This is a genomic window from Pseudomonas leptonychotis (genome assembly GCF_004920405.1).
GTDB classification, from domain to species: Bacteria; Pseudomonadota; Gammaproteobacteria; order Pseudomonadales; family Pseudomonadaceae; genus Aquipseudomonas; species Aquipseudomonas leptonychotis.
Genome location: NZ_RFLV01000001.1, coordinates 634,438 through 655,000, shown reverse-complemented (window position 1 = coordinate 655,000; position 20,563 = coordinate 634,438). Strand labels below are relative to the sequence as shown.

Below are 20,563 nucleotides of genomic sequence, written 5' to 3'. Positions count from 1 at the left end.
CTAGCTCGCGAGATGGTTTCGGATCTCGCGAGCTAGAGTCCTGCAAGGCGCTACGTAGTAACAGCCTCCGGCTGGTCAAAACGGCGAGGAAGCGGAGTGTACTTTTGTACATGAGCATTACTCGTTTCACTCGCCCTTCGGGTCGCGCTAAAGCGCGTTAGCCGCCAGCGGCTTGCTGAGTCTGCTTTTAACGCAGCAGGGCCGACGCGCAGCAGATCCCAGTCAGACCCTTAAAGTACGCCGGCTTTTTTCCAGGCTAAATAACTGCTCACCAGCTGTGGACCCAGTTCGCTCGGACGGGCGTCCAGCACCGGCACCTTGTTGGCAATCAGGCGTTCGTGCAGGCCGGCGCGAGCATTCAGGTAATCTAGGGTGCCGCAGTAATCCAGGGCGCTGGAAAGATCCTGCACCGGGGTGTGACGCAGGGTGTCCAGCACTTCTTCGCGCAGGCTGGCGACCAGCACGCGGTGTTGGCGGCCCAGGCGTTTAACCGCGCCGAGCAACGCCTGATCATCCTCATCACGCAGGTTGGTTACCAGCACCACCAGGGCGCGGCGACGCTGGCGACTGAGCAGGTTTTCCACGGCAGCGGTGAAATCCGCCGGTTGCTGGGTGCTGTGCAGGTCGTACAGGGCATTGAGCAGCACATTCAGCTGCGCCTGGCCTTTCACCGGGGCGAGGAAGCGGTTCTGCTCACTGGCAAAGGTCGACAGGCCCACCGCATCGCCCTGGCGCAGCGCCACATAGCTGAGCAGCAGGCAGGCGTTGAGGGCGTGATCAAAATGCGACAGCTCGCCGTCCTGGCTGCGCATGCGCCGGCCGCAGTCGAGTAGGAAGATAATCTGCTGGTCGCGCTCGTCCTGATATTCGCGGGCAATCGGTACACGTTTGCGCGCGGTGGCCTTCCAGTCGATTTGCCGCAGAGTGTCGCCGTCGCGGAATTCGCGTAACTGGTGGAATTCTTGGCCCAGGCCGCGACGTTGCTGCTGGCGCACGCCAAGCTGGCTGAGCCAGTCATCCACCGCCATTAGCTGTGCGCCGTACAGGCGGGCGAAGTCCGGATAGACGCGGGTTTCGCCGGCCAACGGCAGATAACGACGGGCGCGCCATAGGCCCATGGGGCTGGGCAGGCTGACTTCGCACTGAGGGAAATGAAAATGTCCACGCAGTAACGGGCGCACCCGGTAGCTGACCTGGGTCTGTTCACCTGGGTGCAGGTCAACCTTGAGTGGCAGGTGTTCGAAGGCCATATCGCCGGGCAGGTGGTCGAACACCTCTACCTGTAGCGCACGGTTGTAAGTGTGGTGCAGGTTCAGTCGCACGTCACTCCAGCGCCCCAGCGGCAGGTTGCCGGGCAGCTGGCGCTCGAGGCGCGGCGAGGGCACTTGGCGCAGCAGCAGGGCGTCGACCAGGGCTAAGCCAAGCAGCACCAACAGCAGGCCCCAGTAGATTGGGGTAAAGCTGCGCGGCACGGCGATGGCCAGAGCACTGCAGATGCCCAGCACAATACCGAGGGCGAATAGGCCGGCGAGCAGCGCCAGCAACGCGCGCGAGGGTTTCATGCCGTAGCGCCTTTCAATGCGTGCTTCATAGGCGCGGTGCCGGAACCTGGCTGAGCAGTTGTTGCAGCACCTGATCCACCGACAGGCCTTCGATATCCAGCTCCGGTGACAGGCGAACGCGATGGCGTAGCACGGCCAGAGCGCAGCCTTTGATGTCATCCGGCAGCACGAAATCGCCGCCGCGCAGTAGGGCGCGGGCGCGGCCGCAACGTACCAGGGCAATCGAGGCGCGCGGCCCGGCGCCGATGGCCAGGCCCGGCCAGGTGCGGGTGGCGCGGGCAATGCGCACGGCGTAGTCGAGCACCTGCTCATCAATCGGTAAGTCGCTGGCTATTTTCTGCAGCGCCAGTACGTCGCGGGCCTGCAGCAGGGTGCGCAGTGGGGTTACTTCGAGCATGTCGGCTTTGCTGGAGCGCGCCACCTGGCGGACCATGTTCAGCTCTTCGCTCTGCTCGGGGTAGTCCATGCGCAGCTTGAGCATAAAGCGGTCGAGCTCGGCTTCCGGCAGCGGGTAGGTGCCTTCCTGTTCGATCGGGTTCTGCGTGGCCAGCACCATAAAGGGCAGTGGCACGTTCAGGGCGCGGCCTTCAAGCGTCACCTGGCGCTCCTGCATGACTTCCAGCAGTGCGGCCTGAGTCTTGGCCGGGGCGCGGTTGATTTCGTCCGCCAGCAGCAGGTTGGTAAAAACCGGACCTTTGCGCAGCTTGAACTGTTCGCTCTGCAGGTCGTATACGGCGTGACCGGTGACGTCGCTGGGCATCAGGTCCGGGGTGAACTGGATGCGTGAGAACTCGCCGCCAAAACAGCGCGCCAGAGCGCGAACCAGTAGGGTCTTGCCGAGGCCGGGAACGCCTTCGACCAGTACGTGGCCGCCGGCGATCAGCGCGCTAAGCACGTCGTCAATCACCGCCGTCTGGCCGATCAGGGCTTTCTGCAACTCAGCGCGTAGCGCCTGAGCCAGCTGGCTGGCGCGTTGACGCTGAGCATTTGGATTGGCCGCAGCGGCTGCCGGGGCAGCTGGCGCTGGTGCCGCAACGGGTGCCGCGGCCGGTGTTTCGGTGGCGGTCTCGGGGGTTACGGCAGCCGGTTCGATTTCGCTTTCCGGCTGTTCGGGCGTGTTTTCGCTCATAGGGCATTCCTGAGGGTTTGCAGGTTGGCGACCTGGCGGGTGAAGTCGGCGGCGGCCAGTCGCTGCTTGGGCAACGGTCGCATGGCTTGGCTGATAACGCTGGAAGGCTGGCGGGTCAGACGGCTAAGGATCTGCCACTGCTCGGCGACCGCGAGGCTTTCGAAACCGGGGTGACGGTGGCGGGCACGGCGCTGAATGTCCTGCTGCAAGCCTTGCAGCAGGCTGTGTTGGCCGTTGTGGCGCAACAGGAAATCGGCGCTGCCACGCAGGTGTTCCTGCAGTTGTCGGCGATTGCGGCTGGCAGGCAATAGCAGCGGCCCCTGGCGCATGCCCAGGTGCCATAGGCCAAATGCCAGCAACAGCGCCAAGGCGATCAGTGCCTGCGGGAAGTGTTCGAGCAACAGGCTGAACAGGTCATCGCGGTCGGCGCGATAGAGCAGGGTGACCTGGCTGTCCTGGGTCATGTACCAGAGCAGCCAGGCGTTGTCGTACTCGCCGATGCCCTGGTTCTGCCAGATCCAGCTGTCGCTGACCACGCTGATCAAACCATCGCCATGGTAGAGCTGTAGCAGGTGGGTGGCCGCATCGCTGTTGGCCCAGGCGTGGGCACGGTTCTCGGCGTCGTAGAGGTGGAAGTCGGTATCGAAGCTGAAGTAGGCCGGCGCCTCTTCGTTTTCCAGATAGAGCTGGGTCAGCTCTGGGTAGGCGTTGTCTTCGTCTGCAGTTGCCGAAGTTTCTTCAGGCATGGACTCGGCTGATTGCTCGGCGTCGGGCTCGTTCTCGGTTGAGGCCTCTTCATCCGTTGCTTCGCTGGCGTCCTCATCGAGCTCTTCGCTCTCGTATTGCTGGATACCCAGGCTGTCGAGCAGCAGGTCGCCGCTTTTACCGTCCTCTTCATCCCACAGCCGTTCAGCGACAAACAGCAGGTGACCGCCTTTGCCGGCCCAGGCCAGCAGGCGTTCGGCCTGCTTGGGTGTCATGCGGTTGCGATCACCAAGCAGCAGCAACGTTTGCCCGACACTCGGCAGGTCTTTCATGACCTCCAGGCCGTCGGCGCGTTGCACTTTTAAGCCCTGCTTACGCAGGAAGTGTTCGGCGGCCAGGTAGGGGTTGGCCCGGGCCTCGGGGTCGGGACCGTGTTCGAGGGTTTCTTGATAGGGCGTGAGTTTACCCAGCAGGTAAATGCCGAGCAGGCCGATTACCAGCAACAGACCTGCACCGAGAAAAAACTGGATACGCCGGCTCATGCCTGCGCCCCTTGTTCGAATAACCGTCGCCAGGCATTGCATAAGCCTTGCTTGAGCGCCGCCGGCGGTAGGCGGTGGCCATAGGCAAGGTTCTGCCAGTGGCGGGTCAGGGCTTGGCTGAAGTGGCTAAGGTCTTTCTGCTGCAGTGCCTGCACCAGTTGCAGCACTTCGGCCTCGGTGTGCGCACTTTTCAGCGGCAGGCGCTGTTCATGCAGCATGCGGCTGAGCAGGGCGCGGTAGAGCAGGCCGAGGGCGGCGCGTGGTTGCTCATCCCAGAGCCGTTCAACTTCGCCAGGAATATCGGCAGGCAGGCTTTGCGGCGCCACTTCCAGGCCGAACAGCTGTTCTGGCGGTTGGTATTTACGTGCTTGTGGCAAGCGCAGACGCCCGGCAAAGGCGCTCAGCCAGTCGCGGTAGCGCCACAGCAGCCAGGCGATCAGGCTGAACAGCGCGGCCCACAGCAACACCTCGAAGAACAGCGCTACGGCATCGACACTTTTCCACAGTTCGGTGAGCTTGAAGAACTTCTCCAGCAGCTCGATCAGGGCTTTGACGTCTTCTTCGCTGGGCTCCTTGGGTTCTTCGCCGAAGCGCCAGCGGGTAACGGTTTCGCGGTGTTCAAAGGGAGGCTGATCGAGCAGTTGGCTGATGCTGTCCTGCGCTTCCAGGCTGGTCAGCGGTTGTTTGAGCAGGCGCTCGGCCTCTGGCCCCGTGAGGTCTTCAATCGGCAGCGGGCAGCTGCTGGTAGCAGCCATAGCGCTGTTTGGCATGTGCATGAGCAACAGGCCGCAGCCCAGCAGCAGGGCATAGGCCACGCCAGTCAGGCGTTGGCGCAAGCGGCGGAACACCAGCTCAATGTCCCAGGCTTCCAGGGCGGTGCGCCGGTTCAAATAGAGGGTGAAGCCGCAGGCCACATAGATCGGCTCCCAGAGGATCAGCAGCAGGACATAGATCAGGTTGGACAGGTGTTCCAGCCACAGCCACTCGCCCGTGGCAGCGTTGACCAGGCTTTCCCAAGTCCAGTTCAGCTCCATTTGCGCCGGCAGGAGCATGTAGAACAGGCTGATGCTGCCGAACCACAGCGCCATTTCCAGGTGCATGCCGACTACGGTCAGCCAGCTGGCACCGCCAGCATCACGCTGACCGAGCACCACCAGGCGCTGGTTGCGGGCCTTGCCGGCCAGGCCTTCGAGCTGCATGACGGGCAGGTCGAAGCTGCGTGTGGGGCTCAGTCGGCGCCAGGTCAGGCTGGCCAGCAGTTGCGGCTTGAGCAGGCCCGGCAGGGCTTTCAGTGCCTGCTTAAGGCTGGGTGTGGCGCCGAATAAGGCGTGCGAAAGGATATACAGCGGCAGGCGTTCATAAGCGGGTTTCAGCCACCAGAAAATCAGCAGGGCGATGCTTGGGTAATCCCACAGCAGCAGGCACAGCAGGGCAAAAATAGGCACGGTCACCAGCGCCCAGCTGGCCATCAGCAGCCCGGCGTGCTGCTTGGCCAATAACACGCCAAGGTCGACGGCCTCCCAGGCGCTACGCGGGCGGATGACTACGCTGGCATCAGTCAGGCGCATGCACACCTCGGCCGGCCAACAACAGATAGGCCAGCACCAGCAGCCAAAGCGCGCCGCCGACTGCATATTTGATCGCGGGGCTGGCCAGGCTCATGGATGACCAGTAGGCCTCGATAAACGCCGCCAGCAGCAGAAACACGATCACTCCGCCGACCAACCGCACGCTGCTACCGGCGGCGATGCGTAGCGCGTCACCGCGTGGCAGGCGGCCGGGCACCAGCAGTGCCCAGCCGAGTTTCAGGCCGGCCGCACCGGCCAGAGCAATGGCGGTCAGCTCGAACGCGCCGTGGCCAACGACGAACGACCAAAAAGTTTCGCCATAGCCGATCTGCGTCAGGTGACCGGCCACTGCGCCAATCATTAGACCGTTGAACAGCAGGAAGAACAGGCTGCCCAGACCAAACAGCAGCCCGCTGGCAAAGGTCTGAAAGGCGATGCCGATGTTGTTCATGATGTAGTAGCCGAACATCATCCAGTCATCACCGGAGTCGCGTTCGCTGAAGCGGCCGATACGCCTGGCATCGGGGTCATACATCTTTTCCATCTCGGCGACCTGGTCAGGGGCCATTACCCCGTAGACCAGATCGGGGAAGTAATACACCAAGGTGCCCATGACGAGCAGGCTGCCGAAGAACAGCAGGCAGGCGGCGACGACAAAACGCCACTCGGCGCGGACCAAGCGCGGAAAACCGGCCAGGATAAACCCCAGCAGTTGCGCCCCCAGTGGACTGCGGTGGCGATAGAACTGCTGATGGCCGCGCATGGCCAGCAGCTGCAACTGCTCGATCAGGTGGCTGCTGTAGCCCCGGCTCTGCGCCAGGGCAAGCTGCTGGCACAGGCTGCGGTAGTTGGCGGCAAAGGCTTTGCACTGCTGGCTATCGGCTTTACCACGTTCAAGGGCTTCGAGCTGGGTGCTGAAGGCTTGCCAGTCGCTCTGGTGCTGATTTTCAAACAGGCTCTGTTTCATGTCGGCCCCAACAAACCACGGGCAATACCGTGGATATGCTGTTCAGCCTGCTCGGCGGGCACCTGCAAGGGTTCGGCCAGAATACTCGCCAGTTCCTGGCGGCGTGCGCTGGACAGGCTCTGGCTGCGCTCGGCAAAGCTGAGCAGGGCGCGCTGCTCACTCAAGCTCATAGTGAACGGCGCACGCAGGGCTTCAGCTTGCGGCAGCTCGGGGGCTGTGGAGGCGTTGTCGCGATAGACTACCAGGGTGCCGGCGGCGATGTCGCCCAAGCGCTTGAACGCCGGGTGATTAAGGCAGCTGAGAATGCCCAAGGTGTAACCAAACGGCAGGATATCGACGAAACGCAGCAGGTTACGAGTTAATGAGGCGGCCCAGCCAATTGGCGTACCGTCGTCATGAATAACTCGCAGGCCCATCATCTGTTTGCCGGGTGAGCGGCCCTGGTTGAGCACTTCAAACAGCACCATGTACCACCAAGTCACGAGAAACAGCAGGATGGTGCCCAGGCCCATGCCGAACTGGCCGAGCAGCGCCAGCACGGCAAACAATGCACCGAGCAGCGCACCGCGAATCAGCAGGTCAATGCTGAATGCCAGCGCGCGCGGCACTAAACCCGCCGGGCGCAGGATTAGGTCGATGCCTTCGGGTGTTTCCACCTTATAGCGGGTATCCAGCAGCGGGCGAGAGGCGACTGAAACAGAAGTTGGCGTGGGCGACATCGGCAAACTGCGTCGGGGAAAGCCCGATGCTAGCCAGCAGCAGGCAGGGAAGCAACCGGCGCTGTCACAGAGTGAGCCGTTAACCGTATTTATTCGCAGTGAGTCCGCCTACGGGGGGGCATCAGCTCGCGAGCTGCAGGGGTTGTGCGCGTTCTGCGCAGCGCAAGCCAGGTGCTAGACTGCCTGCGCCTCAACATCAGGAGTTACTGTGACTTCCAGCCTCTTTTGGTATGACTACGAAACCACCGGGATTAACCCGCGGTGCGACCGACCGCTGCAGGTCGCCGGAATTCGCACCGATGAGCAGCTCAATGAAATCGCTGAGCCGCTGAACATCTACTGCCAGCCCAGTGACGATATTTTGCCGCATCCCGCCGCTTGCCTGGTGACCGGGATTACCCCGGGCAAGCTGGCGCAGCATGGCCTGGGTGAGGCCGAGTTTATAAGCCGTGTGCATGCTGAGCTCTCGCAGCCCGGCACATGCGGAGTCGGCTACAACAGCCTGCGTTTCGATGATGAAGTGACGCGCTATAGCCTGTACCGCAACTTCTTCGACCCCTATGCCCGTGAATGGCAGGGCGGCAATAGCCGCTGGGACCTGATCGATCTGGTACGTACGGCCTATGCATTGCGCCCGGAAGGCATCGTCTGGCCTGAAGAAGAGGGGCGGGTGACGCTCAAGCTGGAGCGCCTGACCGCTGCCAATGGCATCGAGCATGGTCAGGCGCACGATGCGTTGTCCGATGTGCGGGCCACCATCGCGTTGGCACGCTTGCTGCGCAACAAACAACGCAAACTCTATGACTACCTCTATCAGCTGCGCAGCAAACAGCGCGTGCAGGAGCAAATACGCCTGTTGCAACCCTTGGTGCATATCTCCGGGCGTTATGCCGGGGCGCGGCATTACCTGGCTGTGGTGTTGCCGCTGGCCTGGCATCCGCGTAACCGCAATGCGTTGATTGTTTGTGATCTGCAGGCCGATATCTCGCCGCTGCTCAATGAGTCTGCTGAAACATTGCGCACGCGCCTGTATACGCGCCGCGATCAATTGGCCGCGGGTGAATTGCCGGTGTCGTTGAAGTTGCTGCATATCAACCGCTGCCCGGTTGTTGCGCCGATGAATGTATTGCGTGCGGAAGATATTCAGCGTCTGCAGCTCAATGTGCCGGCTTATCAGGCGCAGGCTGAGCAATTGCGGGGTAGTCCAGGGTTGTGGCAGGACAAACTTGCGCAGGTGTATGCCGAGGAGCCGTTCGCCGCTAACCAAGACCCGGAACAGCAACTATACGATGGCTTTATGGGTGATCGTGATCGCCGGCTGTGTGAACAGGTACGACGTGCCGAGCCGCAGCGTTTGGCCGAAGCGGCCTGGCCATTTGATGATGGTCGGTTACCGGAGCTATTGTTTCGTTACCGCGCACGCAACTTTGCTGCGACATTGAGCGCTGAAGAGCAACAACGTTGGTGGGTATTTTGCCAACAGCGCTTGAGTAAGCCCGAATATGGTGCGCCGAATACGCTTGAGCAGTTCAGTCAGGCACTGGCCGCGGTACTTCCAGATGTTAGCGCGGAGCAACAAGCTATTTTGCTGGAGTGGCGTGATTATGCAGAGCAGTTACGCCAGCGTTATGCCCTATAGCTTGTATGGGTAAATACTGATGGCGCTACTGAAATCGCGCTCATAAAAAACGCCAGCATCGCTGGCGTTTTTAGTTAAAGCGGGTATTGCGTACGGCAGGTTTAACCCAGCAGGGTGGCCCAGCTTTCAACGACGTCACCGCCCCACTTGGCTTTCCACTCTTTCAGCGTTTTGTGGTTGCCACCTTTGGTTTCGATCACTTCACCGGTGTTCGGGTTCTTGTACTGCTTAACTTTACGGGCGCGCTTAGTGCCAGTAGTTTTGTTGGCGCGGATAGCTTTGCTGCCTTTGGCGTCCGGGTCGAGCATGGCAATGATGTCACGCAGCGACTTCTGGTATTCACCCATCAGCGCACGCAGTTTGCCTTCGAATTCCAGTTCTTTTTTCAGCTTGTCGTCTTGTGACATGTTTTTCAGGCGATCTTGCAGTTCTTTGATGGCTTCTTCGGTGGCGCGGTATTCGTTGATCAACGACATGTTGGGTTACCTGTATTCGGGATTGGCTATTAAGTGATAGCAATAGTAGTCAGGCACTTTTCACAAGTAAACCGCTTTATCGGTATTTTTTATGAATTGTATTGTTAAGTAACTTATTGAATGTGCGCAGTGTTGTGCATGCCTAGTTATTAGCCGTTTATGCCCGCGCGGTTTGTGCTGTTGGCGTGGTGGCACTGTTCGCTCTTGCACGCTTGCCGCGCTGGCCCGCGCTGTTTGAGTACTGCAGTTTTTCCCTGCTGTGACTAGAATGGCCGACTTTATCTGAGTGCTGGAGCCGTTGATGCGTACTTTTCGTTTGGTCATTGCCTGCCCGGATCGGGTGGGAATTGTGGCCAAGGTCAGTAACTTTCTAGCCACCTATAACGGCTGGATTACCGAGGCGAGTCATCATTCGGATAACCAAAGTGGTTGGTTCTTTATGCGCCACGAGATTCGTGCCGACTCACTGCCTTTTGATCTAGATGGCTTTCGACAGGCTTTTTCGCCTATTGCCCGTGAATTTTCCATGGAATGGCGGGTTACGGACTCAGCGCAGAAAAAACGCGTGGTATTAATGGCCAGTCGCGAATCGCATTGTCTGGCTGATTTATTACACCGTTGGCACAGCGATGAACTGGATTGCGATATTCCCTGCGTGATTTCCAATCACGATGACCTGCGCAGCATGGTTGAGTGGCACGCCATTCCGTACTTTCACGTACCGGTCAACTCGCAAGATAAGCAGCCCGCATTTGATGAAGTCGCGCGCCTGGTTAAATCCCATGCGGCGGACGTGATTGTGTTGGCGCGTTATATGCAGATTCTACCTGCGCCACTTTGCGCTGAGTTTTCGCAGCGGGTGATCAACATCCACCACAGTTTTCTGCCGTCGTTTGTTGGAGCAAAACCGTATCACCAGGCGTCGTTGCGTGGGGTCAAGTTGATTGGTGCGACCTCGCACTACGTGACCGAGGAGCTGGATGCCGGTCCAATCATCGAGCAGGACGTGGTCCGCGTCAGTCACCGCGACAGCATCGAAGAGATGGTGCGCCTGGGTAAGGATGTAGAGAAGATGGTGCTGTCGCGTGGTCTACGCTATCACTTAGAAGACCGAGTGCTGGTGCACGATAACAAGACTGTAGTGTTCGATTGAGGTGCATGCGTCGGCTCGGTTCGGCGCACGCAAAGGAGTTTACTGATGCTCAAGTCAATCAAAGTACGTGATTACATGACCCGCAATCTGGTGACTTTCCGTCCCGAAATGAACCTGTTTACGGCTATCAATCGACTGCTTGAGCACCGTATATCCGGCGCTCCAGTTGTCGATGGGCAAGGCCATTTGGTGGGCTTGTTATCGGAGGGCGATTGTTTACGTGGCATTCTTTCCGGCGCCTATTACGAGTCGGCGGGCGGTGATGTCAGTGCGTATATGACCACCGACGTTGAAGTGATCTCGCCTGAGGCGGACATCATCGAAATATCCGAGCGCTTCTTGCGCGGCCGGCGTCGGCGTTTGCCGGTGGTCGAAGACGGCCGTCTGATCGGCCAGGTCAGCCGCAGTGATGTGCTGCGTGCGGTCAAGGAATTCGCCCAGCATGATGAAGGTCGACTGGCGGTCAACTGAGCGTGAGTGCAGCTGCCGGAGGTGTTATGAACAACCCGCTTGATCGTGGTGCATCTAGTGCGCCGCCGGTACTGGGGGAGGGCTGCACGCAGCGCTATGACCCGCAGGCGCTGACTGCCGAGGACGGTACTGAGTTTGCCGGTGCCGCTGAGCTGTGGCGGCAATTGCAGCAGGATGAACAGCCGCCAACGAACAGCGAAAAGCAGAAATAAAAACGGGGCGCTCAGTGAGCGCCCCGTTTTTTCTAGCAGCTACAGCCAGGTTACGATCTTGCGAGCCAGAGTCCTGCAAGGCGCTACGTTAGTAACAGCCTCCGGCTGGTCAAAACAGGCGAGGAAGCGGAGTTTACTGTTGTAAATGAGTATTCCGAGCCTGTTTTTAACGCAGCAGGGCCGACGCGCAGCTGATCGTCTCAATTCTAAATGCGGAAGCTGTCGACCAGTTGCTTGAGGCGGCTGGCCTGTTGCTCCAGGTCACCGCAAGCACGCAGAGTGGCATTGAGGTTTTCCACGCCTTCCTGGTTGAGGGTGTTGATTTCAGTGATGTCGACGTTAAGCGATTCGATCACCGAGGTCTGCTCCTCGGTCGCAGTTGCCACCGACTGGTTCATGCCATCAATCTCGCCGATACGCTCGGTCACACTGCTCAGGCGCGAGCCGGCCTGGTTGGCGATCTCCACGCTCTCTTCGCTGTAACGCTGACTTTCAGTCATGGTGGTGACCGATTCGCGCGAGCCCACTTGCAGCTCTTCGATCATCTTTTCGATTTCTTGCGCGGATTCCTGAGTGCGGTGCGCCAGGTTGCGTACTTCGTCGGCGACCACAGCGAAACCGCGGCCGGCCTCACCGGCGCGTGCTGCTTCGATGGCGGCGTTGAGCGCGAGCAGGTTGGTCTGCTGGGAGATGCTTTTGATTACCTCAAGAATCTGGCCGATGTTCACCGTTTTGCTGTTCAGGGTTTCGATGTTGCTGCAGGAGGCGCTGATCTTGCCGGACAGCTCGTTCATCGCTTGAATGGTTTTTTCCACTACCTGGCGGCCATCTTCAGCCAGCTGGCGGGCATCAGAGGCCTGATTGGAGGCGTCGGCGGCGTTGCGCGCGATCTCCTGAGCGGCAGCGCCCAGCTCGTTGATCGCGGCGGCCACACTGTTGGTACGGCTGGCTTGTTCGTCGGAGTTGATCATCGACGAGTTGGAGGCGCCTACCACCAGTTTGGCCACTTCATTGACCTGGCTGGTGGCTGACGATACTTCGCGGATCGAGCTGTGGATGCGCTCGACGAACTGGTTGAACGCGCTGGCCAGGCGGCCGAACTCGTCGTTGGACTGAATGCTCAGGCGTTTGGTCAGGTCACCCTCGCCCTGGGCGATGTCTTCCATGGCTTTGCCCATCACGTTCAGTGGCTGCATCAACACGCCGATCAGCATGCTCAGCAGCAGCATGATCAACACCACCGCAATAATGGTGGCAATGATTGCGGAAGCGCGGAACTCGCTGAGCATGGCGTAGGCTTTGTCTTTATCGATGGACAAACCGATGTGCCAGTTAACCGAAGGCAGGCCTTTAACCGGGGTAAACGTCAGGATGCGCTGGCTACCATCGAGTTCTGTTTCGCTGAACTCGCTGCTGATACGCGGGGTGTTCTTCGGATAGACCTCACTGAGGTTCTTCATCACCAGGTCTTTTTTCGGGTGCACCAGAATCTTGCCATCCGAGCTGACTAGGAAGGCGTAACCGATGCCGTCGAAGTCCAGTGAGTTGATGATGTCGATCAGGGTTTGCAGGCTCAGGTCACCACCGACTACGCCGGTCGATTTGGCCGGGGTGGCGATGGTGATAATCAGCGCGCCGGTAGCAGCGTCAACATAAGGTTCGGTCAGTGTGGTACCGCCGGCAGCCACAGCATCGGTGTACCAAGGGCGTGTACGCGGGTCGTAGTCATCCGGCATTTTTTCATTCGGACGCATGGTGAAGCTGCCGTCGGCGCTGCCCAGGTAGGTGAAGGCAAAGCTTGAAGTCAGGGCTTTTTGTTCCAGCAGGCCGGTAAGGCCTTCTGTAGAAGGATCGCGGGCAATCGATTGCGCCGCGCTCTCTACCAGCAAAATCCGCCCGGATAGCCAGTTGGAAATATTGCTGGCTGTGACGTTGCCCATTTCGTGCAGGTAGCCTTCCAAGTCACTGCGGATAGCGTTGCGTTGCAAGTAGTCGTTATAAAGCGTGAACAGGGAGAAAGCTGCGATCACCACTAACGAGGCGGCGAGCAGAATCTTGTGACTGAACTTCAAGTTGTTGGTCATGGCTTCTTGCGTCCGGTAAGTTCTGGCATCAGTCTGGTGCTGATGTAGGGCAGTGTCTGCGCCGGCTATGCGACGATGCTGAGTATGTCGGCCTAACTGCAGTAAAGCTTTAACCAAGGAGAAGGCAAGATGGCAGAAGCTGATCAGTTTGTTGTGGGGGCCGATCTTGACGGGCTGCCGGTGGGCCAGGCGCTGAAGCTGGCCAATCGTCACGGGCTGATAGCCGGTGCGACGGGGACTGGGAAAACGGTGACCTTGCAGCGTTTGATCGAGACGTTCAGCGATGCAGGTGTGGCGGTGTTTGCCGCTGACGTCAAAGGCGACCTGTGCGGCCTTGGCGCTGCCAGTACGCCGCAAGGCAAAGTGGCTGAGCGCATCGCCAGTATGCCTTGGCTCAAACATCAGCCGACGGCTTACCCGGTGACCCTGTGGGATATTCATGGCCAGAGTGGTCACCCACTGCGCACGACACTGAGCGAAATGGGCCCGTTGCTGTTGGGCGCACTGCTTGAGTTGACCGACAGCCAGCAGGCCGCGCTGTATGCCGCATTCAAGGTGGCGGATCGCGAAGGTTTGCTGCTGCTTGATCTGAAAGACCTCAAAGCGCTGCTCGCGCACCTGAAGAGCCAGCCTGAGGTGTTGGGCGAAGACAGTGCGTTGTTCACGTCCACCTCGTCGCAGGCGCTGCTGCGCAAGCTGGCAGGCCTTGAGCAGCAGGGCGCTGATGCCTTGTTTGGTGAGCCGGCGTTGCAACTGGAAGACATCCTGCATCCCGACCGTGATGGTCGCGGACGTATTCATTTGCTCGACGCCAGCCGCTTGGTGCATGAGGCACCAAAGGTTTACGCGACTTTTCTGCTTTGGCTGTTGGCCGAGTTATTTGAGCAGTTGCCGGAGCGCGGCGATGCCGACAAGCCGCTGTTAGCGCTGTTTTTTGATGAGGCGCACCTGTTATTTGCCGGGACGCCTAAGGCCTTGCAAGAGCGCCTGGAGCAAGTGGTGCGGCTGATTCGCTCAAAGGGTGTCGGGGTGTACTTCGTTACTCAATCGCCTGGCGATTTGCCGGACGATGTATTGGCTCAGTTGGGGCTGCGTATCCAGCACGGCCTGCGCGCCTTTACCGCTAAAGAGCAGAAATCATTACGTGCAGTGGCTGATGGCTTTCGCCCGAACCCTGCAATCGACACGTTGGCGGTGTTGACTGAGCTGGGTATCGGCGAAGCACTCGTCGGTACGATGGAAGCTAAAGGCACGCCGGCCATGGTACGACGTGTCGCGATTGCGCCACCGCAGTCGCGGATCGGGCCGTTGACAGAAGCTGAGCGTGCGGCGTTGATCGCCCAGTCGCCGCTGCGCGGCCGCTACGACAAGCCAATTGATCGCGAGTCTGCTTATGAGTTGTTGACCGCTCGGGCTGAGCAAGCCGCGCAACAGGCAGAGCAAGACAAGTCGAGCACTGTCGGCAATAAGGCAGAAACACGCGGGGGTATGGCTGGCGGAGCCGGTGAGTTGTTTGGCGGCTTTGCGAGCCAGGTGATGAAAACGGCAATGCGTCAGGCGGCTAACCAGATCGGTCGGCAGCTGGTACGAGGGTTGTTGGGGTCGTTGCTCGGCGGTAAAAAGCGTTAATCGGCAGCAGCCGAGCCAGTTTTCTAAGACTGGCTCGGCTCTCGGCTTCAAACGGGTAGCCCGCATGTCGCATTGCAATGGTGCGTTCCGGGTTTAGCCAGAAGCTGCTTCCATTTTGGTTCTCAGATCTTTTTCTATTCTTTCGAGTTCTTTTTCAAACGCTTGATCAAGAAGGTTGGCCTTCTTGCGCCACGGCTTGCGCTCGGGGTCCGGTTGAGCGGCGTAGGTGAGAACTTCTCCGCCGTATACATCCTTGTAACGCTGCGCCTGGCGCTCGAGTTCGGCGCGCAGTTCGTCTTTCGTCACGTAGTTACCCATGGTCCTGAAAAGAATGTTGGCCTGAATGCAAGGCATGCTGCCTAAACACCTGATACAGCCAAACAGATTTAGCCTGCGCATTTATAAACGCTGCGAATAGTTTCAGAGACTATTGCTGTAGCGGGTTGCCCTTTACTTTGGAATTACCTGAACAATTTGTCAGGTTTGTTACAGGGCTAATTAGAGTGCGCCGGGCAATTATGGCGAAGCTGAAATAAATGTCCAGTCTGCCTAATTCACAGGCAGTAGACCGTAAGGCCGTAAAAGAGTTGCATATCACCTGCTGCAAGCATGGCTCAGCAGGCCAGCGCCGCTGCGACGCTGGGCTTGTACGTCGTAAGATCGAGCAGAGCGCTATGCGGTGCCTGATGTAAATAACGCGCTCATATCTCAGGGCGGTCTTATTGATGTGCCTATATCGGATTAATCAATGCATGTTTTCCAGTGCGCTACAGCTGGCGGTGTAGTTCTGTCTGCAGGCACTTTCAAATAAACGTTTGGCTTGATTAGGATCCAGCGCTACGCCTTGTGTACCGCGCAGGTAGAGGTTGCCGAGAATGTGTTGGGCCATTGGGTTACCGCCGGCAGCGGATTGGTTGAGGTACTTGAGCATTTGCTCAGGGTTGTTGAAGTCAGGGTTGTCGCGGCCGGTATACAGGTAAGCGAGGCTGACAGCAGCCATGGCGTGGCCTTTGTCGGCGGCGAGCTTCCACCAGTGCTCGGCTTGTTTGAGGTCTTTGGCCGGCTGGCCGACGAAGTACAGGCTGCCGAGTTGGAATTGGCTGTCGAGATCCCCGCGATTGGCTTTACTGCGCAAGTCGGCCTCTGCAGCATTTGACACGATGGGTTGGGCGGGTTGCTGAGTCGGGTTGCCGGCTTGTTGCTCGGTGGGTTTCCCGGCACAGCCGCCGAGCAACAAGGTGGCGCAGAGCAGGGCAGGCAATAAGCGGTGGGCGGGTAATGGCATGGGGTGTCCCTGAAAGAAAGCAAGTGAAGGTGCCACGCGCAGCGGCTAAACAACGGACTACCAGCGCGTAGAGGAGTTGCATTGGCTAGCGTTCATAAGCCAGGTCGTGGGTACGCAGTGCAGAATACATATCAGTTTGTCGCCTGGGGCGTTTCGCGCGCGCAGTAGAGCTGCGATTCTTGGCTGTATCGCGTACCCAAGCTTGCGAGGCACTCATGCAGATCAACTCCAACTTTGACAGTGGCAATATTGAAGTCATCGACGCCAGCAACCCGCAGCAGGTGCGACTGGCGATTCGGGCGGACCTCAATAGCGCGCATTTTCAGTGGTTCCACTTTCAGGTCAGTGGTCTGCAGCCGGGGCAGCGTTATGGCTTCAGCCTGGGCAATGCCGGCCAGTCGTCCTATAAGAACGCTTGGAGCGGCTATAACGCGGTGGCGTCCTACGACCAGGTCAATTGGTTCCGCGTGCCCAGCCGCTTTGAAAACGGTGCGCTGAACTTCGATATCGAACCGCTGCACGCGCAGATCTGGTTTGCCTACTTCGAACCCTACAGCCGTGAGCGCCATGCCCTGTTGATCGAGGATGCACAACGTTTGGCCGGTGCTGAGCTGTTTGCCTGCGGTAAGAGTATCGAAGGACGCCCGATCGAATTACTGCGCATCAGCCGTAACCCGCAGGCGCAGCGCAAGATCTGGCTGATCGCTCAGCAGCATCCTGGCGAGCATATGGCCGAATGGTTTATGCAGGGGGTGATCGAGCGCTTGCAGCAGCGCGATGACGCCGAGCTGAATGCCCTGTTGGAACAGGCTGATCTGTACTTGGTGCCGAACATGAATCCGGACGGCGCGTTCCGTGGCCATTTGCGCACCAACGTCGCCGGCCGCGACCTCAATCGCGCCTGGCAGTCGGCCAGTGAGGCAGACAGCCCTGAGGTGTATTTCGTCCAGCAGCAGATGCGTGCGGTGGGCGTTGACCTGTTTCTGGATATTCACGGCGATGAGGAAATCCCCCATGTCTTTGCCGCTGGTTGTGAAGGTAACCCAGGATTCAGCTCGCGGCTCGCCGCGCTGGATAAAGAGTTTCGCGATCAGCTAATGGCGATAGGTGCCGAGTTTCAGACCACCTTTGGTTATACCCCCGACCAGTTTGGTCAGGCCAATACCACCCTGGCCTGCAATGCCGTGGGGCTGGAGTTCGACTGCCTGGCGTTCACCATCGAAATGCCATTCAAGGACCACGACGATCGGCCCAATCCACACACGGGTTGGAATGGCGCGCGCTCAATGCAGCTGGGTAAGGATGTGCTGAGCGTGGCGGCGGCGATGGTTGGAAAACTGCGCTAATCACTTTGCATGTCGTAGGAGAAAACCCGATGCAGCTGGCCGCTCCAATCCCGATTCTGCGCAGCTTCGATGAAGCTAAAGCGCGGGCGTTCTACTGCGAGTTTTTGGGCTTCAGTGAAGACTGGTCACACCGCTTCGAGGCGGGCTTGCCGCTCTATCTGCAACTGTCCAGAGATGGCTGCGTGCTGCATCTGTCCGAACACCATGGCGATTGCTGCCCCGGTGCGGCGCTGCGCATCAGTGTCGATGATCTGGATGGGTTGCATGCCGAGTTGACGGCGCGGGCTTATGCCAATGCGCGGCCTAGCATCATCAATCAGCCCTGGGGCCGTGATATGACGGTGACCGATCCGTTTGGCAATCGACTGATTTTTACCGACATCCGCACGCCGTAGGTGCGGATAGCCTGCGCCGACCTGGCGGCCGGCGCAGTGCAGTGGGCGATTAGCCGTGATTAACCTCGATAGTAGCGTTGTGGCACGAACGGGGTCTTGGCGACTTTCATAGCGACGCGCTTGCCGCGCACCATGGCCCAGACTTCTGTATCCAGAGCGATGTGGCTGCTCTGCACATAACCCATGGCCACCGGGGCGGCGAGAGTTGGGCCGAAGCCACCGCTGCTGACAGTGCCGATTACGTTGCCGTCGGCATCGACGATTTCCGCGCCTTCACGCACCGGTACGCGCTCTTGCGGCAGCAGGCCAACCCGCTTGCTGGCAACGCCGGCTTGTTGCTGGGCGAAGATCCGTTCGGCACCTGGGAAGCCGCCAGCGCGTGCACCATCGGCGCGGCGCGGCTTGGACATGGCCCAGAGCAGGCTTGCTTCGATCGGCGTGACGCTGGTGCTCATGTCGTGGCCATACAGGCACAGACCGGCTTCCAGACGCAGTGAGTCGCGCGCGCCGAGGCCAATGGCCTCGACTTCTGTTTCGGCCAGCAGGCTGCGCGCCAGGGTCTCACAGTGTTCTGCAGGCACGGAGATCTCGTAGCCATCTTCGCCGGTGTAGCCAGAACGGCTGACGTAGCAGTCCACGCCGAGCAAGCGCACCGGAGCGAATTGCATAAAGGTCATCTGCGCGACTTCTGGGGCCAGGCGCGCCAGTACGTCAACGGCTTTCGGACCTTGCAAGGCCAAGAGTGCGCGGGCTTCGAACAGCACCTCAATCTCACACTGGCTGCCGATGTGCTTCTGCAGGTGGGCCAGGTCCTGGTCTTTGCAGCCGGCGTTGACCACCAGGAACAGGGTGTCATCGCCCAGATTGGCCACCATCAGGTCGTCGAGGATGCCGCCATTTTCGTCGGTGAACATGGCGTAACGCTGCATGCCCACAGGCAGGTCGATGATGTCCACCGGCACCAAGGTTTCCAGAGCTTTGGCGGCATTGGCGCCACGCAGGATGATCTGGCCCATGTGCGATACGTCAAACAGGCCCGCCTGCTCGCGGGTGTGCAGGTGTTCTTTCATCACGCCGAGTGGGTATTGCACCGGCATGTCATAACCGGCGAAAGGCACCATGCGGGCGCCGAGTTCGATGTGCAGGGCATGTAGCGGGGTTTTCGCCAGGGTTTCGCTGGTCATGCAATTTCTCCGTCAGGGTGCGTGCGGGGCACCGGTAATGATGTAAGGGTGTTGCGGGCTGCGCCCGACTTAGCACTCGATAATATTGACGGCCAGGCCGCCGCGGGCGGTTTCCTTGTACTTGTTGTTCATGTCTGCACCGGTCTGACGCATGGTGCGGATCACCTTATCCAGGGATACGAAATGCTGGCCGTCGCCGCGCAGGGCCATGCGTGCGGCGTTGATCGCCTTGACCGAGCCCATGGCGTTGCGTTCGATACAGGGTACCTGCACCAGCCCGCCTATGGGGTCGCAGGTCAGGCCGAGGTTGTGTTCCATGCCAATTTCGGCGGCGTTTTCTACCTGGTTGACGCTGCCACCGAGCACTTCGCACAAGGCGCCAGCGGCCATCGAGCAGGCTACGCCGACTTCACCTTGGCAGCCGACTTCGGCGCCGGAGATCGAGGCGTTTTCTTTGTAGAGAATGCCAATGGCGGCGGCGGTGAGCAGAAAGCGCACGATGCCGTCGTCGTTGGAGCTGGGGATAAAACGGCTGTAGTAATGCAACACCGCCGGCACGATACCGGCCGCGCCATTGGTGGGTGCAGTCACCACACGGCCGCCGCTGGCGTTTTCTTCGTTAACCGCCAGGGCATAGAGGTTGACCCAATCGAGCACGCTCAGGGCATCACGCAGGGCTGCTTCTGGGTGCTTGCACAGTTGCCGGTGTAGGTCTGCCGCGCGGCGTTTAACCTTGAGCCCGCCGGGCATGATGCCCTCGTTGCGGCAGCCGGCTTCGACGCAATCCTGCATCACTTGCCAGATATGCAGCAGGCGCGTGCGGGTTTCCGCTTCTGGTCGCCAGGCGGCTTCGTTAGCGAGCATCACCTGGCTGATCGACAGATTGTGCTCGGCGCAATGCGCCAGCAGTTGTTTACCGGTGGTGAAGGGGTACTGCAACGGCGTGGTGTCTTCGACGATACGATCGGCCCCTGCGGCCTGCTCATCCACCACAAAGCCGCCGCCCACCGAGTAATACTCACGCGAGCGAATCTGCAAACCGGCGGCGTCGAAGGCGCGAAAGATCATGCCGTTGGGGTGAAAGGCCAGCGGCTTGCGGATCATCGCCAGGTGTTGTTTTTCGACAAAACGGATTGGTTTTTCGCCGAGCAGATTGAGCTCGGCGTTGCTGCGGATTGCCGCTAGGCGGGCGTCGACGCTAGTGGTGTCTACCGTGTCTGGCTGCTCGCCCTCAAGCCCGAGCAGCACCGCCTTATCGCTGCCATGGCCTTTGCCGGTGGCGCCGAGGGAGCCGTACAGCTCGACCTTGATGCTCTCGGTGTTGGTGAGTAAATCGTCGCGGCGCAGGCCTTCGGCAAAGCGCAAGGCGGCGAGCATCGGGCCCACGGTGTGCGAGCTGGATGGGCCGATGCCAATCTTGAAGAGGTCAAAAACGCTAAGTGACATGCTTGCTCCGACTGCGTGTTTTGCTGCCGCCCTTGTGGGGCGGCGATGATG

General features: G+C 59.6%; 19 protein-coding genes. 7 read left to right on the top strand and 12 right to left on the bottom strand.

The window, feature by feature from the left end; all coding sequences use genetic code 11:
- Window positions 1-230: 230 nt before the first annotated feature.
- Genes D8779_RS02960 through D8779_RS02935 form a run of 6 tightly spaced genes read right to left on the bottom strand, consistent with a single transcriptional unit; the run spans window position 231 to window position 7,192 of the window.
- Window positions 231-1,562 carry a DUF58 domain-containing protein gene (locus tag D8779_RS02960; RefSeq protein ID WP_136662971.1) on the bottom strand — a complete coding sequence of 444 codons (1,332 nt, stop codon included), beginning with the start codon at window positions 1,560-1,562 and terminating at the stop codon, window positions 231-233.
- Window positions 1,563-1,587: 25 nt separating this feature from the next.
- A complete protein-coding gene (locus tag D8779_RS02955) occupies window positions 1,588-2,691 on the bottom strand; it encodes an AAA family ATPase (RefSeq protein ID WP_205895778.1) in 1,104 nt (367 codons plus the stop codon).
- Complete coding sequence (locus D8779_RS02950) at window positions 2,688-3,938, bottom strand: DUF4350 domain-containing protein (RefSeq protein WP_136662970.1); 1,251 nt, start codon at window positions 3,936-3,938, stop codon at window positions 2,688-2,690. Before D8779_RS02950 ends, D8779_RS02955 begins: the two co-directional genes overlap by 4 nt.
- Window positions 3,935-5,506 carry a DUF4129 domain-containing protein gene (locus tag D8779_RS02945; RefSeq protein WP_136662969.1) on the bottom strand — a complete coding sequence of 524 codons (1,572 nt, stop codon included), beginning with the start codon at window positions 5,504-5,506 and terminating at the stop codon, window positions 3,935-3,937. The genes D8779_RS02950 and D8779_RS02945 overlap by 4 nt, the downstream gene beginning before the upstream one ends.
- Complete coding sequence (locus D8779_RS02940) at window positions 5,493-6,473, bottom strand: stage II sporulation protein M (RefSeq protein WP_136662968.1); 981 nt, start codon at window positions 6,471-6,473, stop codon at window positions 5,493-5,495. The genes D8779_RS02945 and D8779_RS02940 overlap by 14 nt, the downstream gene beginning before the upstream one ends.
- Window positions 6,470-7,192, bottom strand: a complete 723-nt coding sequence (locus tag D8779_RS02935; protein ID WP_136662967.1) for an RDD family protein — start codon at window positions 7,190-7,192, stop codon at window positions 6,470-6,472. The genes D8779_RS02940 and D8779_RS02935 overlap by 4 nt, the downstream gene beginning before the upstream one ends.
- A 208-nt stretch (window positions 7,193-7,400) precedes the next feature.
- On the opposite strand from D8779_RS02935, the gene sbcB reads away from it, so the two are divergent.
- Window positions 7,401-8,831 carry an exodeoxyribonuclease I gene (gene sbcB / locus D8779_RS02930; RefSeq protein ID WP_136662966.1) on the top strand — a complete coding sequence of 477 codons (1,431 nt, stop codon included), beginning with the start codon at window positions 7,401-7,403 and terminating at the stop codon, window positions 8,829-8,831.
- Between the two features lie 101 nt (window positions 8,832-8,932).
- On the opposite strand, the gene mvaT is transcribed toward sbcB, so the two are convergent.
- Complete coding sequence (gene mvaT / locus D8779_RS02925; protein ID WP_136662965.1) at window positions 8,933-9,307, bottom strand: histone-like nucleoid-structuring protein MvaT; 375 nt, start codon at window positions 9,305-9,307, stop codon at window positions 8,933-8,935.
- A gap of 301 nt (window positions 9,308-9,608) precedes the next feature.
- Here mvaT and purU point away from each other — a divergent pair, with 301 nt between their 5' ends.
- From purU to D8779_RS02910, 3 genes are read left to right on the top strand one after another with little or no spacing between them, the layout of a single operon-like run.
- Complete coding sequence (gene purU, locus D8779_RS02920; RefSeq protein WP_136662964.1) at window positions 9,609-10,460, top strand: formyltetrahydrofolate deformylase; 852 nt, start codon at window positions 9,609-9,611, stop codon at window positions 10,458-10,460.
- Between the two features lie 45 nt (window positions 10,461-10,505).
- Window positions 10,506-10,931, top strand: coding sequence for a CBS domain-containing protein (locus D8779_RS02915; protein WP_136662963.1), 426 nt, complete (start codon window positions 10,506-10,508; stop codon window positions 10,929-10,931).
- A gap of 26 nt (window positions 10,932-10,957) precedes the next feature.
- The gene (locus D8779_RS02910; protein ID WP_136662962.1) at window positions 10,958-11,143 is read left to right on the top strand and encodes a hypothetical protein; all 186 of its coding nucleotides are present in this window, start codon (window positions 10,958-10,960) and stop codon (window positions 11,141-11,143) included.
- A gap of 206 nt (window positions 11,144-11,349) precedes the next feature.
- On the opposite strand, the gene D8779_RS02905 is transcribed toward D8779_RS02910, so the two are convergent.
- Window positions 11,350-13,227, bottom strand: a complete 1,878-nt coding sequence (locus D8779_RS02905) for a methyl-accepting chemotaxis protein (RefSeq protein WP_136662961.1) — start codon at window positions 13,225-13,227, stop codon at window positions 11,350-11,352.
- A gap of 129 nt (window positions 13,228-13,356) precedes the next feature.
- On the opposite strand from D8779_RS02905, the gene D8779_RS02900 reads away from it, so the two are divergent.
- On the top strand, window positions 13,357-14,856 hold the full coding sequence (locus D8779_RS02900) for a helicase HerA-like domain-containing protein (protein WP_136662960.1): 1,500 nt from the start codon (window positions 13,357-13,359) through the stop codon (window positions 14,854-14,856).
- Between the two features lie 93 nt (window positions 14,857-14,949).
- On the opposite strand, the gene D8779_RS02895 is transcribed toward D8779_RS02900, so the two are convergent.
- Together D8779_RS02895 and D8779_RS02890 are read right to left on the bottom strand one after the other, a co-directional pair.
- Entirely contained in the window at window positions 14,950-15,162 is a 213-nt protein-coding gene (locus D8779_RS02895) for a hypothetical protein (protein ID WP_136664415.1), read from the bottom strand.
- A gap of 439 nt (window positions 15,163-15,601) precedes the next feature.
- Complete coding sequence (locus D8779_RS02890; RefSeq protein WP_136662959.1) at window positions 15,602-16,141, bottom strand: tetratricopeptide repeat protein; 540 nt, start codon at window positions 16,139-16,141, stop codon at window positions 15,602-15,604.
- 215 nt (window positions 16,142-16,356) lie between these two features.
- Between D8779_RS02890 and D8779_RS02885 the strand changes: the two genes are divergently transcribed.
- Together D8779_RS02885 and D8779_RS02880 are read left to right on the top strand one after the other, a co-directional pair.
- Window positions 16,357-17,487: a M14 family metallopeptidase gene (locus tag D8779_RS02885; RefSeq protein WP_136662958.1), complete on the top strand. Its 1,131-nt coding sequence runs from the start codon at window positions 16,357-16,359 to the stop codon at window positions 17,485-17,487.
- 29 nt (window positions 17,488-17,516) lie between these two features.
- Complete coding sequence (locus D8779_RS02880) at window positions 17,517-17,882, top strand: glyoxalase superfamily protein (protein WP_136662957.1); 366 nt, start codon at window positions 17,517-17,519, stop codon at window positions 17,880-17,882.
- A 59-nt stretch (window positions 17,883-17,941) separates the two neighbouring features.
- Here D8779_RS02880 and gcvT read toward each other — a convergent pair whose 3' ends face one another.
- Together gcvT and D8779_RS02870 are read right to left on the bottom strand one after the other, a co-directional pair.
- Window positions 17,942-19,066, bottom strand: coding sequence for a glycine cleavage system aminomethyltransferase GcvT (gene gcvT / locus D8779_RS02875; protein ID WP_136662956.1), 1,125 nt, complete (start codon window positions 19,064-19,066; stop codon window positions 17,942-17,944).
- A 69-nt stretch (window positions 19,067-19,135) separates the two neighbouring features.
- Window positions 19,136-20,512 carry an L-serine ammonia-lyase gene (locus tag D8779_RS02870; RefSeq protein WP_136662955.1) on the bottom strand — a complete coding sequence of 459 codons (1,377 nt, stop codon included), beginning with the start codon at window positions 20,510-20,512 and terminating at the stop codon, window positions 19,136-19,138.
- Window positions 20,513-20,563: the final 51 nt, after the last annotated feature.

Excerpts from the sequence above, each read along its gene's own strand:
- D8779_RS02960 (WP_136662971.1), bottom strand. The coding sequence starts at position 1,562 with ATGAAACCCTCGCGCGCGTTGCTGGCGCTGCTCGCCGGCCTATTCGCC.
- D8779_RS02905 (WP_136662961.1), bottom strand. The coding sequence starts at position 13,227 with ATGACCAACAACTTGAAGTTCAGTCACAAGATTCTGCTCGCCGCCTCG.
- D8779_RS02890 (WP_136662959.1), bottom strand. The coding sequence starts at position 16,141 with ATGCCATTACCCGCCCACCGCTTATTGCCTGCCCTGCTCTGCGCCACC.
- purU (WP_136662964.1), top strand. The coding sequence starts at position 9,609 with ATGCGTACTTTTCGTTTGGTCATTGCCTGCCCGGATCGGGTGGGAATT.
- D8779_RS02870 (WP_136662955.1), bottom strand. The coding sequence starts at position 20,512 with ATGTCACTTAGCGTTTTTGACCTCTTCAAGATTGGCATCGGCCCATCC.
- D8779_RS02910 (WP_136662962.1), top strand. The coding sequence starts at position 10,958 with ATGAACAACCCGCTTGATCGTGGTGCATCTAGTGCGCCGCCGGTACTG.
- D8779_RS02880 (WP_136662957.1), top strand. The coding sequence starts at position 17,517 with ATGCAGCTGGCCGCTCCAATCCCGATTCTGCGCAGCTTCGATGAAGCT.
- D8779_RS02935 (WP_136662967.1), bottom strand. The coding sequence starts at position 7,192 with ATGTCGCCCACGCCAACTTCTGTTTCAGTCGCCTCTCGCCCGCTGCTG.
- gcvT (WP_136662956.1), bottom strand. The coding sequence starts at position 19,066 with ATGACCAGCGAAACCCTGGCGAAAACCCCGCTACATGCCCTGCACATC.
- D8779_RS02915 (WP_136662963.1), top strand. The coding sequence starts at position 10,506 with ATGCTCAAGTCAATCAAAGTACGTGATTACATGACCCGCAATCTGGTG.
- D8779_RS02940 (WP_136662968.1), bottom strand. The coding sequence starts at position 6,473 with ATGAAACAGAGCCTGTTTGAAAATCAGCACCAGAGCGACTGGCAAGCC.
- D8779_RS02955 (WP_205895778.1), bottom strand. The coding sequence starts at position 2,691 with ATGAGCGAAAACACGCCCGAACAGCCGGAAAGCGAAATCGAACCGGCT.
- D8779_RS02950 (WP_136662970.1), bottom strand. The coding sequence starts at position 3,938 with ATGAGCCGGCGTATCCAGTTTTTTCTCGGTGCAGGTCTGTTGCTGGTA.
- mvaT (WP_136662965.1), bottom strand. The coding sequence starts at position 9,307 with ATGTCGTTGATCAACGAATACCGCGCCACCGAAGAAGCCATCAAAGAA.
- D8779_RS02945 (WP_136662969.1), bottom strand. The coding sequence starts at position 5,506 with ATGCGCCTGACTGATGCCAGCGTAGTCATCCGCCCGCGTAGCGCCTGG.
- D8779_RS02900 (WP_136662960.1), top strand. The coding sequence starts at position 13,357 with ATGGCAGAAGCTGATCAGTTTGTTGTGGGGGCCGATCTTGACGGGCTG.
- D8779_RS02885 (WP_136662958.1), top strand. The coding sequence starts at position 16,357 with ATGCAGATCAACTCCAACTTTGACAGTGGCAATATTGAAGTCATCGAC.